Origin of the sequence: Phyllobacterium sp. YR531 (genome assembly GCF_000282595.1) — a bacterium.
Classification (GTDB): domain Bacteria; phylum Pseudomonadota; class Alphaproteobacteria; order Rhizobiales; family Rhizobiaceae; genus Phyllobacterium.
Window position 1 is genome coordinate 21,371 of sequence record NZ_AKIZ01000021.1, and the last position, 12,373, is coordinate 33,743.

At 52.9% G+C, this 12,373-nt stretch carries 9 protein-coding genes; 3 read left to right on the forward strand and 6 right to left on the reverse strand.

Features of this window, described 5'->3' with window-relative positions; genetic code table 11:
* From PMI41_RS13665 to PMI41_RS13685, 5 genes are all read right to left on the reverse strand, one after another.
* Window positions 1-381, reverse strand: a complete 381-nt coding sequence (locus PMI41_RS13665) for a type II toxin-antitoxin system death-on-curing family toxin (RefSeq protein ID WP_008125703.1) — start codon at window positions 379-381, stop codon at window positions 1-3.
* Window positions 378-608 (reverse strand): AbrB/MazE/SpoVT family DNA-binding domain-containing protein, encoded by a 231-nt coding sequence (locus PMI41_RS13670; protein ID WP_008125706.1) that lies wholly within the window; start codon window positions 606-608, stop codon window positions 378-380. The genes PMI41_RS13665 and PMI41_RS13670 overlap by 4 nt, the downstream gene beginning before the upstream one ends.
* A gap of 184 nt (window positions 609-792) precedes the next feature.
* A complete protein-coding gene (gene corA, locus PMI41_RS13675) occupies window positions 793-1,785 on the reverse strand; it encodes a magnesium/cobalt transporter CorA (RefSeq protein ID WP_008125709.1) in 993 nt (330 codons plus the stop codon).
* A 1-nt stretch (window position 1,786) separates the two neighbouring features.
* Window positions 1,787-3,919 carry a methylmalonyl-CoA mutase gene (scpA, locus tag PMI41_RS13680; RefSeq protein ID WP_008125712.1) on the reverse strand — a complete coding sequence of 711 codons (2,133 nt, stop codon included), beginning with the start codon at window positions 3,917-3,919 and terminating at the stop codon, window positions 1,787-1,789.
* 4 nt (window positions 3,920-3,923) lie between these two features.
* Window positions 3,924-5,357 carry a methylmalonyl-CoA mutase subunit beta gene (locus PMI41_RS13685; protein WP_008125713.1) on the reverse strand — a complete coding sequence of 478 codons (1,434 nt, stop codon included), beginning with the start codon at window positions 5,355-5,357 and terminating at the stop codon, window positions 3,924-3,926.
* A gap of 192 nt (window positions 5,358-5,549) precedes the next feature.
* Between PMI41_RS13685 and PMI41_RS13690 the strand changes: the two genes are divergently transcribed.
* A complete protein-coding gene (locus tag PMI41_RS13690; RefSeq protein WP_008125715.1) occupies window positions 5,550-6,314 on the forward strand; it encodes an SDR family oxidoreductase in 765 nt (254 codons plus the stop codon).
* A 56-nt stretch (window positions 6,315-6,370) separates the two neighbouring features.
* Here PMI41_RS13690 and PMI41_RS13695 read toward each other — a convergent pair whose 3' ends face one another.
* Entirely contained in the window at window positions 6,371-6,736 is a 366-nt protein-coding gene (locus PMI41_RS13695; RefSeq protein WP_008125717.1) for a DUF2267 domain-containing protein, read from the reverse strand.
* Window positions 6,737-7,065: 329 nt separating this feature from the next.
* Between PMI41_RS13695 and PMI41_RS13700 the strand changes: the two genes are divergently transcribed.
* Complete coding sequence (locus PMI41_RS13700) at window positions 7,066-8,598, forward strand: helicase HerA-like C-terminal domain-containing protein (protein WP_008125719.1); 1,533 nt, start codon at window positions 7,066-7,068, stop codon at window positions 8,596-8,598.
* A gap of 236 nt (window positions 8,599-8,834) precedes the next feature.
* Window positions 8,835-12,373: autotransporter serine protease (locus PMI41_RS13705; protein ID WP_008125721.1), on the forward strand; the 3,539-nt coding region annotated here is incomplete at its 3' end.

Below are 12,373 nucleotides of genomic sequence, written 5' to 3' on the forward strand. Positions count from 1 at the left end.
TTAGATGGGCTGGATATGATCTCTAAAGAATGCTGCAGCGCCTGTCTCGTCGATTTCGCCGGCAGCTACCATTACGACCAACTGGATGATATCTTCCGAACTTGTTTCAAGATTGAAACCATTGAAATATAAGAACAAGTCCGCAGCAGCAAACCCAGTTCTCTTATTTCCATCAATGAAGGGATGATTCTTCACAATCCCAAAGAGGTATGCGGCTGCAAGGTCGGAAATATCTGGTGTGTCGTAGATGGCTTTTTGCCGCGGTCTATTGAGTGCGGAGTCCAGCATGCCTGTGTCACGTATGCCTTGAGCACCTCCATGCAAGCGGATCTGCTCTGTATGGATAGCCTCAATGAAGTCGCGCGAATGAAACTCTGTCATTTAGCGAGAACGCGATAGGCGGTCTCGTACTTCTTCATTCTTTCTCGGGCGATCTTCATTTTCTTTTCAAATGCTTCGGGATCATCTTCGAGCCGGCGTAATTTCAAATCATCGCCGTCCTCGATAAGGACAAGCTGATCGCCAGCCTTGAGATTATGCCGCTCAAGTACATCTTTTGGCAAAATTACACCTTCAGAGTTGCCGATTTTTCGTAGCGTTACTTTCATGGTGTTGCTCCGCTCAAGCTCCTTAAAAACGTCAGCATATCTATCCATGACATCATGGGCTGCCGTCATTTGCTGGTCAAAAGTGCTTTTTGAAAACGTAGCAGTATCGCTCACAATATGACGACAATGTTATAACCATTGATATAACATTGTCGTGGTGTCGATGCAAGAATAACGCGGCTTGCTAAAGCCAGCCCTTCTTCTTGAAGATCAGCAGCGGGATAACAGCCGAAGCAACCATGACTCCAAGCGCCATAGGATAGCCCCAAACCTTGTCGAGCTCAGGCATGAAATGGAAATTCATGCCATAGATTGAAGCGACGAGCGTTGGCGGCATGAATGCGACCGCTGCGACCGAAAAAATCTTGATAATGGCGTTTTGTTCAATGGAAATGAGGCCAACCACCGTATCAAGCAGGAACGTGATCTTGTTGGAAAGAAAGTCGACATAGGTGCTGAGCGACTGGGTATCGCGTTCAAGCGATTTGATCCAGGCGCGCGTTTCTTTCTTATAGGCATTCTGATCGGTAATAGCGGTCATATAAACAAGCAGGCGGCTAACGCCCGCAATGCTTTCACGAATTTTCGATAGGAAAGCACCTTGCCCGCCAATCCGGGTCAGGCTGTCGCGAAAATTCTTGGTGGTCATTGGCCGGTCTTTTTCAGAGCGGCGGAAAATCGCGAATGAATTGTGATCGATATCACCGGCAACGCCTTCAAGAATATCGGCAATCCGATCTGTCACGGCTTCGATTATGCCAAGCAGAATGGTTACACCACTGCATTTTGTATTGATCAACCCGTTGCCGGCCTTAGTAACGCGGCTGACATAAAGCGCGAAGGCTTTTGGCTCGCTGTAGCGAACTGTGACCAAGAGATGGCCAGTCAGTATAAATGTAATCGGAGCGATACCGTGATGCTTGTTTTCGGTTGAATGAAGGATCGATGCTGTCAGATATTGTGAACCATTATCGGCATAAAATCGGCTCGACTCTTCAATTTCGACCATGTCTTCTTTGGTCGGGACTGAAGCATTCGTCCAACTTTCTGTCTGCACATCCTCTTCATGGGTAGGATTCAACAGGTCAATCCAAACCGCATTTTCTGGCGCAGGATCACCTGGCTGAGCGACATGAGAAACGAGGCGATCGCCATCAAGCGTATAAATCGTGATCATTTCAGAGTGAATCCAACAGCGTATCGATCAGTTTCTCTGCCGCTTCGCCGATAACTGTTCCCGGAGGAAAGATCGCAGCGGCACCCGCCTGCAGCACAGCTTCATAGTCCTGCGGTGGTATAACACCGCCGACAATGACCAATATGTCCTCGCGGTTGCGCCGTTTCAATGCCTCCTTTAGTTCCGGTACCAAAGTGAGATGACCGGCTGCCAGAGATGACACGCCCACAATGTGAACATTGCTTTCCGATGAAAGTTCAGCCACTTCTTCAGGCGTCTGGAACATTGCTCCGACAATCACATCAAAACCGAGATCGCCAAAGGCAGTGGCGATGACTTTTTGGCCGCGGTCGTGCCCATCCTGACCCATTTTGGCGACGAGAATGCGTGGCTTTTCGCCGGTTCGTTTTTCATATGCTGCGCATTTCGCATGCACACGGTCAATGACCTCGCTCTTGCCTACTTCTTTCCGGTACACACCGGAAATTGTATGGATGGTGGCTACGTGACGGCCATAGGCTTTCTCCAGAGCCAGCGAAATCTCGCCTACCGTCGCCCTTGCACGGGCGGCTTTGACGGCAAAGTCGAGCAGGTTTCCAGTGCCGGATTTCGCCGCGGAAGTCAGCAGAGAAAGGGCGCTGTCGACCGCTGAAACGTCGCGCGTACCCTTTAATTGCTGTAATTTCGAAAGCTGCCGAGCGCGCACTTCGGCATTGTCGACCTTGAGTACGTCCACCAGCGTGTCTTCTGTCGGGCGATATGAGTTGACGCCGATCACCGGCTGCTGTCCGCTGTCGATACGGGCCTGTGTACGCGCCGCTGCTGCTTCAATACGCATTTTCGGGATGCCCTGCTCGATGGCCTTGGCCATGCCACCCAGCGTTTCAATCTCTTCAATGTGAGATAGAGCCTTGCGGGCCAGGTCGTAGGTGAGCCGCTCGACATAGGCAGAACCGCCCCAAGGATCGATGATACGGGTTGTTCCAGATTCTTTTTGCAGGATCAGCTGCGTGTTACGGGCAATACGTGCAGAGTGATCAGTCGGCAATGCAAGGGCTTCGTCGAAGGAATTGGTATGCAGGGACTGCGTATGCCCTTGTGTGGAAGCCATGGCCTCGATCATGGTACGCATGATGTTGTTGTGCGGGTCCTGTGCGGTCAGCGACCAGCCGGAGGTTTGAGAGTGGGTGCGCAGCGAAAGCGAGCGCTCATCCTTTGGATTGAAGTTTTTCTTCATGAGCACAGCCCATAGCAGACGCGCAGCGCGCAGCTTGGCCACTTCCATGAAGAAGTTCATGCCAATCGCCCAGAAGAATGAAAGCCTTGGCGCGAACGTATCAATGTCCTGACCCGCCGCAACACCGGCACGGGCATATTCAATGCCGTCGGCAATCGTATAGGCAAGTTCCAGATCAGCAGTCGCTCCGGCTTCCTGCATATGATAGCCGGAAATCGAGATGGAATTGAATTTCGGCATATTTTCGGAGGTATATGAGAAGATATCCGAAATGATCCGCATAGAGGGCTGCGGCGGATAGATATAGGTGTTGCGCACCATGAACTCTTTCAGAATGTCGTTCTGAATGGTTCCGGCAAGCTTGCTCTGTGGAACGCCTTGTTCTTCTGCAGCAACAATATAAAGCGCCAGAATAGGTAGAACCGCGCCATTCATGGTCATCGAAACGGTCATTTCGCCAAGCGGAATTCCGTCAAATAACTGCTGCATGTCGAGAATGGAATCGATTGCAACGCCCGCCATACCAACGTCGCCCGCTACACGGGGATGATCGCTGTCATAGCCGCGGTGGGTGGCAAGATCGAAGGCCACTGAAAGGCCCTTCTGACCACCCTTCAAGTTACGGCGATAAAAGGCATTGGACTCTTCTGCGGTCGAGAAACCCGCATATTGCCGGATCGTCCAAGGCTGCTGCACATACATGGTCGGATAGGGTCCGCGTATGAACGGCGCAGCGCCGGGAAAGGTATCGAGATGCGGCTGACCGCGCAGAGACGTATCACTGTAGAAACGCTTGACCTTTATGCCTTCCGGCGTTTTCCAGAGCAGCGCATCTGGTTTCGGGGCAGAACTTTTTGGCACTTGCCAATCGATTTTGGTGAAATCAGGAACTCTCATTGATTCAGGCCTGCAATGTTTCATCGATACGCGGGAATGTCAGTGGCTCGCAATGAACCACGCCATCCGTTGGTAATGGCATGTGCGCTGCATCCAGCACTGTAACCGGGCGTTCAGTGGCAGCGGGAAAGGCAGTCGTTCCGATAATGGACCGCCTGCCAGATTTGAACTCTTCAGCGCGGGCATTGCGGGCACTCACGATGCGTGCCTGAAGCTTGCCATCGACAAGACTCTGGAGAATGCCTCCGTCACTTTCGAGAATCTGGAACTCTTTCCACGCGGCGGCGCAGAGCGCATCGGTCAATGCCTCAACGGCGCCTGAACCGCAGCCGGGGTCGGCCACGAAGGCCAGATTGCTTTCATCGGAAAGAACAAGCTGCGTGTTGCGGGCAAGGCGACGTGCTGAAGCATCTGGCAGGCCATGCGCAATCGTGTGCGGCAAGATGGCGATTGTATCCGCACCACCAATGGCAGCAGCAAATGAGGCGATGGTGGTGCGCAGAATATTGGTTTCCGGATCAAGTTTTGTCATCATCCGCATGGAGGTTTCCGCATGGATCATTGCGGCGGAAGGCTTGATGCTGCACGCCTCCTGCAGACGTGCCCAAAGACGCCGAAGAGCCCGTATTTTAGCAATTGAAACGAATTGGTCCTGATCAACCGACAGTGCAAAGCCGATATGCGGAGCCGCGTAGTGGATCGGCTGGCGAGCCTCTTCAAACAGCCGGAAGTGACCGGCGGCAATGGAAAGCACAGCGCCGAGTTCCTGCGCTTCGGTGGCGCCGGCATTATGATAAACCCGGCCATCGGCTTCAAGAACAATGCCCGGCAAATCATCGGAGAAAAAACCGGCTAGGGATTGAGGAAGCGAGGCTTTCAGCGCTGCTATGCTCATGCGCAAGCGCCCGGTTCCTGCAAGCGTCGCCGCCGGATCAATGCCGAGAGAGAAGCTTAGCGTCTTGGGATTAACGTCTCGCGGTCGCATATAATCGACGAACCAATCGGCACAGGCGCGGCTCTTGGGGTGAACATCCATCCGCAGGTGGATCATGTCGAGATAGACGCCGCGCAACACCTGATCTACCGCCTCACGGGTGGCGGGAATGCCGTAGCCGAAAGCATTCGGCGCTCCCTCGAAAACCAGTGCTATGCCCGTAGCACCATTCTCCAGATCTTCCAGCAGCTGCCTGTTTGCCCGCACCGGGTCCGGATCATCGATTCTTTGAACAATATGCCATGGCTGAGCAGTGTTCTTTCGTGGCGCCAGCTGTGGCTTTCGGGTCCGCTGATAAAGCGGGTTTATGGCGATATCGTCATCGGTCCGTGAGATCAGTGTTTCGTCAAAATCAGCGCCTTTCAAGGCTTTTTGCGCAAGCTTGACCCACTTTTCCTGGGTCATCTCGGCAAATTCGGTTTCCTTGAGCAGTGACGCGTCCATGCTTTCTCCCGGTAGTCTGTATTCTTTGAGCGCGACTTTAGGTGGAACCATGCTGCTTCGCAACATGACAAAGCGTGTGCGAGACAAAGCATTGAAAATAATCATTATTTATTAAAGTCATGTTTCGGGTGGCCGACCATTGCAGCTTTGTGAAACCTTCGCCGTTAGTTCAACTGCGAAAGGCAAGATCAAGTGAAAATACTCAGTGGGAAAACAGCTGTAATTACCGGCGCAAGCTCCGGCATCGGCTATGAAACGGCAAAGCTTTTTGCCGCAGAAGGAGCCAACGTGATCGTAGCGGCAAGACGCCAACATGAACTTGATAAGCTCGTTGAGGAGATCAGCGCCACAGGTGGAAAAGCAGTTGCTCTTAGCGGAAATGTTGCTGATGAAGCCTATGCCAAGGCATTGGTTGAATTGGCAGAAACGACTTTCGGCGGGCTGGATATCGGGTTCAACAATGCAGGCACCAATGGCGAGATGGGGCCGACATCCGAGGTCTCTCTGGAAGGATGGCAAGAGGCACTGAACGTCAACCTCACCGGAGCATTTCTGGGCGCAAAGTACCAGATAACTGCCATGCAAAAACGGGGTGCGGGTTCGCTGATTTTCACGTCGACTTTCGTCGGCCATACGGCAGGAATGCCCGGAACGGCAGCCTATGCGGCAAGCAAGGCAGGGGTGATAGGCCTGATGAAAACCCTGGCGGCGGAGCTTGGCCCGCAAGGCATTCGCGTTAATGCGATTCTTCCGGGTGGCACAGCGACGACCATGGCTGAAGCTTGGGTTGACACACCGGAAAAGCTTGCTTTTGTTGAAGGATTACATGCGCTTAAGCGCCGGGCGCTGCCTGCGGAAATTGCGCGCTCGGTGCTTTATCTGGCTTCCGATGACTCGAGTTTTACGACAGGAACGGCAATGTTGGTCGATGGCGGCGTGTCGATCAACCGGACGTGAGAAACAAAAACGCGCACCAGAAAGTGCGCGTTTTCGACTTTATATATAGAAGAGTTTTAAACGAACTGGCTGAGGCCCGGAATCGAATTCACGACTTCATCGACAGGACCACTACCAGCCTTTTCACGAGCAAAAGCAATGGTTTCCTTAGAGATGCCACTGATTTCACCCATGCCAAGGCCGATGCCCATAAGCTTGGAGCCGAGGCCCATAACGCCGGGCATGAGGCCGGAAAGCAGACCGCCGCTACCCTTGGCTTCGGCAATGGCTTCTTCACTGCCAGGCACGCCAGCAATCAACTGATCAACCTTATCGGCAGGTGCTTCCTTCTGCAGAAACGCCAGAATGAGGCCAACGGCCTTGCGTGCTGTCTCCGGATCTGTACCGACATTGGCGGTAATGCGAGCGATAAGTTCATCCATAAGTGCAATCTCCCAACTGGCTTGAATTACGTTTACGTAATATGCGTGAATTTCCTGTGACACAAGCCTTCGTTTTCATGTGAGGCGCGTTTTCAACTTTGCGCAACCAAAATTCAATTGATGATAGTATTTTCACTCGCAAATTCGGGAGATTTGCTCGCGATTTGCCGAAAATTGGCTGAAAGCTGGTGTAATTGCCAAGCGCTCGCTCTCAAAGTGACAGTCAACTTTCCGCGCTTTTCCGAAACATCGCCTTTCTGCCATTGTCGCACCGGATCAGGCTGGTTATATCATGGATAAGGTGACGACAGCGACGAGGATAAAACGACATGGCCGCAGACAGTATTTTCCTTGGTGCAAGCCGTAAGCCGGATGACAGCTATAATCAGGCCGAGTCATTGCTGCTCAAATTCGGTAACCGGCATGGTCTGATTACGGGCGCAACCGGAACGGGTAAGACCGTCACTCTGCAAGTGCTGGCTGAAGGCTTTGCCGCCGCCGGTGTTCCGGTATTCTGCTCGGACATCAAGGGTGATTTGTCAGGCATTGCGGCGAAGGGCGAGGAAAAGGATTTTCTGGTCAAGCGCGCTGCCGATGTAAAACTTGATCCTTATACGCTCGCTGCTTCGCCGGTAATTTTCTGGGATATTTTCGGAGAGCAGGGTCATCCAATCCGCGCCACCATTTCCGAAATGGGTCCGCTTCTTCTTTCACGATTGATGAATCTGACAGAAGCGCAGGAAGGCGTTTTGAATATCGCTTTCAAGATTGCCGATGAAGAGGGGCTGCTGCTTCTCGACATGAAGGATCTGCAATCGCTGCTGGTCAATATTGCAGAGCGGGCGGAAGAAATCTCGGCGCGCTACGGCAATGTCACCAAACCTTCAGTCGGCGCGATTCAACGTTCGCTACTGGTGCTTGAACAGCAAGGCGGCACCAAGTTCTTCGGCGAGCCTGCTTTGAAGATTGCCGACATCATGCGCACGGGGACGGACGGGCGCGGACAGGTGAGCATTCTTGCCGCCGACAAGCTCATGATGAACCCACGGCTATATTCGACCTTCCTGCTTTGGCTGCTTTCGGAACTCTTTGAAGAACTGCCGGAAATCGGCGATCCGGAAAAGCCGCGTCTGGTCTTTTTCTTCGACGAGGCGCATCTTTTGTTCAACGAAGCACCAAAAGCATTGCTCAACCGTGTTGAGCAGGTTGTCCGGCTCATTCGCTCGAAGGGTGTTGGCGTTTTCTTCATTTCGCAAAATCCGCTGGACGTTCCGGAAACCGTGCTGGCCCAGCTTGGCAACCGCGTACAGCATGCCTTGCGCGCCTACACGCCGCGCGAACAGAACGCGGTGAAAACCGCTGCTGATACTTTCCGTCCCAATCCGGATTTCAACACGTTCGAAGCAATCACCAATCTTGGTACGGGCGAGGCGCTGGTTTCGACATTGGCAGAAAAGGGTGTGCCTTCCATGGTGCAGCGGACATTGATCCGCCCGCCATCGGGCCGTATTGGTCCACTGACCAGTGACGAACGCCAGAAGCTCATCAATGCCAGCCCGGTTACCGGCGTCTATGATGAAATGGTAGACCGCGAATCTGCCTATGAAATTTTACAGAAGAAGGCGGCCCAGACCAAAACGGAAGAAGAGGCACAGGCAGAACCCGCCGAAGCCGACAGCACCGGCGGCTGGAAGCTTCCGGATTTTCTGGGTGGCGAGCCCAAGACCGGCCCTCGTGGCGGTCAGACCCGTGGTCGCCAGACCGTGGCAGAAGCGGCAATGAAATCGGTTGTCCGCTCCGTTGGTTCATCGCTCGGGCGGGCACTGGTCCGCGGCATTCTCGGAAGCCTGAGCAAGCGTTAGCCTGTTTGAACTGAAATTCTGTTTTGAATGAAATGAAGCTTCGCGAGTTACGCGGGGCTCCTGACTTTGCCCCACCTACTTGCTTTCTCAATCAAGTTACCGATGTTGCGTCAAAAAATGTCGTTCAAAAAGGCAGTGATAATAACTGCACTTGAATTAGGCGCTTGACGCGAAAGCCACATTCCATCTTATTAGTCGCATATTCTAAGAAGTATTTTTAATTCGGGGATTTTATAATGACTTTTCACGCCACAACTGCGGCTATTTCCGCGCGTTCCATAAGGTTTGGTAATTTTCGTCGTTACCTGATGAGCAGCGTCTGTGCCGCTTTGATAGCAAGTGCAACCGGTTCAGTTACGCACGCGCAGACGACGACGGCAGCGCAGCATTACAACATGCCGGTGGGTGGTTACTATATGCCCGACCCTGCGGATCCCCTCAAACGGGTTCAGACCGACAGCCTCACGCTAGCACTCGATGCGTGGAGGAAAGACGCGGAATTCAAAGGAACCAATAATGGAAATTGGGGCCTGAGGGCCGTTGGTGCGGAATACATGTACGCTCTCGGCCACTTCGGTACGGGTCAGAAGTTTGGTGTCGTGGATAGCGGTTCGCAGGCGGATCATCCTGAATTCTTGCGCTCCGATGGTAGTAAAGCCGTGATAGGTTTGGTCGTCGATGGTGTGCGCGCAGTTGACGACATAGATACCGGAAAAACGCGCGTCCGAGGCAAGGCTGGAGACAGGTTTCAAACTGATGGAGGCAGGGCATATTATTACGATAATAATGTGGGCCCGGAAAAACACGGCACGCATGTCATGGGGATCGTCAATGGCGCGCGAAACAACCAGCAGATAGGAACGGTCGGTCTTTCCATGGGCATAGCCTATGGAGCCACTGGCTATGCTATCAACGCTGAACAGGATGGTCCTGGCGAAGGACCGGCTGATACGCTTGAACCCAATATATTGTCAGCTGGCATTCAAAAACTGGTTGAGTCGGGCGTTAATGTCATCAACAATAGCTGGGGGATGCAACCCTATGGCTCTGGCAATGGCATCTCCACCCTTCATGACTCCATACGGCAGTATCAAACCCGTGACATGGGTATTATCAACAATAAACCTGTTGGTAACATCAATTATGATGCTGTGGCTGGTGCAGCCAAGAAAGGTGTGGCTTTCATTTTTTCCGCCATGAACGAGCACCGTTCGGAAGCCTCTGATATGGCTGCCCTGCCTTATTTTATCAATGATCGAACGGTTGAAGGGCATTTTTTAACAGTTTTGAACTTCGAGAAGGCTTCAACGAGCGAGGCTTACGGAAACTTGCAAGACAGCTCGAACATCTGCGGCTTCGCCAAATACTGGTGTGTAGGGGCTCCGGGAACAGATATTCCCTCGCCAGTGGTAAGCGAAGGAACCGACGGCGCCCGGCATGTGTTGAATCCTAAAATGGACGGTGCTTTTCTCGGGGGCACTTCAATGGCTGCGCCAGCTACATCCGCTGGTCTGCTGCTCATCAAAGAGAGATTTCCCTATCTTACAACAGCGCAGGCGGTGAGTATTCTCGAAACCACCTCGGATCGATCAAAGGGCGGAAATAAGGTCGATGATATGTATGGTTGGGGTTCGATGGATCTGGCAAAAGCCGCACGGGGCCCTGCCGAGTTTCATGAGCATTTTAACGTGAACATGTCGAGCGGCCCAGACGTGTGGTCCAACAACATCAGTCAGGCAGCACTGGATCAACGGCGTAAAGAGGAAATGGATGAGATTGCGGCATGGCCTGCGCGCAAGGCATTTCTCGAAGGCTTGTTGGTTGGAAAAACCCCAGATGAGATCAAAAAGAAGGTTAATGACCATTATTCAAATTTGTATGCAAAAGATTTTGGCACTGCCAAGAAACTTGTTCAAGCTTTGGCCGATGCGGGCAATGATGGAAAGTACGAGGAGGAAATTGCTGCGTTACGCGCTGTTCGCGCCAATGAAACGGCGCTGGAACTCTTCAAGTATATTGGAAGAACTTTAAATGAAAAATACTGGCAACAGAATGGAATTTCAAAATATGTGAAGGATGCATTTGCAAATATTGCAGATGCTAAGCTTATTAGCGGGATACTTGCAGATAGAATTCTTAAAGAATCCGATGTTATGCTTCCCGGAGTAACGGCGAGCTGGCCCAAGACACACCAGCTCAATATGATGGGTACGTTGCAGGCCGAGTTGGAGTTTATGCCAACACGCATTGCCTACCTCACTGCCAAACTCGCTGATCCCACTTCTTACGATGGTGGGTTGACGAAAACAGGCAGCGGGAAGCTGACATTGACCGGGGACAGCACCTATTCAGGCGATACGATTGTCGATGGCGGGGAGTTGGTGATCGGCAGGGAAGGGTCGATTACCTCGGCGTCGATTATCAATGATACCGGGCTGTTTACGGTGGAGGGCATTGCGGCTGCCACGACTGTCAATAAGGGTGGGCGTCTGAACGTCGCTGCTGGCGGAACAGCGGGCGATACATCCGTCATTGGCGGCTTTGCCGCAATCAATGGCACGAGCGGCGCGACGAGTGTCAGCGAGGGCGGTGTTGTTTCCGGCACAGGCACGCTTGAAAGCCTTGTTGCCAAGAGCGGGGGCATTGTCTCGCCGGGCAACTCGGTTGGCACGCTCAATGTCAGCACGGATGCGACGTTCGATAAGGGCAGTGTTTTCAATGTCGAGATCAAGCCTGATTTCCTGAGTGCGGATCAACTGGCGATTGCCGGTGAGGCGATGCTTCTTGGCGGTATCGTCAATGTGCGGTTAGAAAACGATACGGCGCTTCTGTCGAAGGAAGTGACGGAAAAAAGCCTGTTCCTGAAGACCTTTCCAATTCTGACCGCCAATGGCGGCATCAAGGACAATGGTCAGTTCGAAAGTGTCTGGCCGCAATATAATTATATTACGGCAACGCTCGATTATACTGCCAAGGATGTCATCCTTGGTTTTAATTTCACACCAGAGGCGATAGCAGCCAAAAAGACCGCAGACGAGCAGGCAGAGGTTGCAGCAAAGAAAGAAGCAGAGCTTGACGCGGCAATTAAAAAATTCCTGTCTCCTGAATATCTGGCGATTGGCGTTAAGAGTCGCAATCAAAAGGGTGTGTGGAAAGGCATTCAGTCCGCGGGGTGGGATAATCCCCTGCTGGCACAGGTAGCAGTCTCCAAGGTCGCCAACCCTCTCGACTTTGATGCGCTGTCGGGTGAGGTGCATGCGAGCCTGTCCGGTGTTCTGGCGGCCGATGGCCACTTCATCGCCGATGCGGCAACGGCACGGCTGCGCAATGCCTTTGGCGGGGTTGCCGGCAAGGCGCAGTCTGTCACCGAGCCGCTTGCCTATGGCCCGGATGCAAAGGCAAAGCAAAGCGATGCTTTTGCAGCTGTTGAACCTGCTCCTGCATCGACGGCGCTGTGGGCTGAGGCCTATGGCTCATGGGCCCATGCCGACAGTGATGGCAATGCTTCCAGCTACAGCCGTGACACAGGCGGTTTCGTCACCGGTGCCGATGGCGTGGTGGCGCAGGATTGGCGGCTTGGTGTTCTGGCCGGTTATGGCAATACCGCGCTGCATGGCGGACGCGGCAAGGCCTCGGTGGACAGCTATCAGATCGGTGTCTATGGCGGCACCAAGATCGATGCACTCGGCCTGCGCTTTGGCGCAACCTATGCCCATCACGAGATCGATACCAAGCGCACGGCACGCTTCGGCAATCTCAACAATGAGCATGCAGC

What these genes read in the sequence shown, in the direction of transcription:
- PMI41_RS13700 (WP_008125719.1), top strand. Translation starts at nt 7,066, where the DNA reads ATGGCCGCAGACAGTATTTTCCTTGGTGCAAGCCGTAAGCCGGATGAC.
- scpA (WP_008125712.1), bottom strand. Translation starts at nt 3,919, where the DNA reads ATGAGAGTTCCTGATTTCACCAAAATCGATTGGCAAGTGCCAAAAAGT.
- PMI41_RS13685 (WP_008125713.1), bottom strand. Translation starts at nt 5,357, where the DNA reads ATGGACGCGTCACTGCTCAAGGAAACCGAATTTGCCGAGATGACCCAG.
- corA (WP_008125709.1), bottom strand. Translation starts at nt 1,785, where the DNA reads ATGATCACGATTTATACGCTTGATGGCGATCGCCTCGTTTCTCATGTC.
- PMI41_RS13670 (WP_008125706.1), bottom strand. Translation starts at nt 608, where the DNA reads ATGAAAGTAACGCTACGAAAAATCGGCAACTCTGAAGGTGTAATTTTG.
- PMI41_RS13695 (WP_008125717.1), bottom strand. Translation starts at nt 6,736, where the DNA reads ATGGATGAACTTATCGCTCGCATTACCGCCAATGTCGGTACAGATCCG.
- PMI41_RS13665 (WP_008125703.1), bottom strand. Translation starts at nt 381, where the DNA reads ATGACAGAGTTTCATTCGCGCGACTTCATTGAGGCTATCCATACAGAG.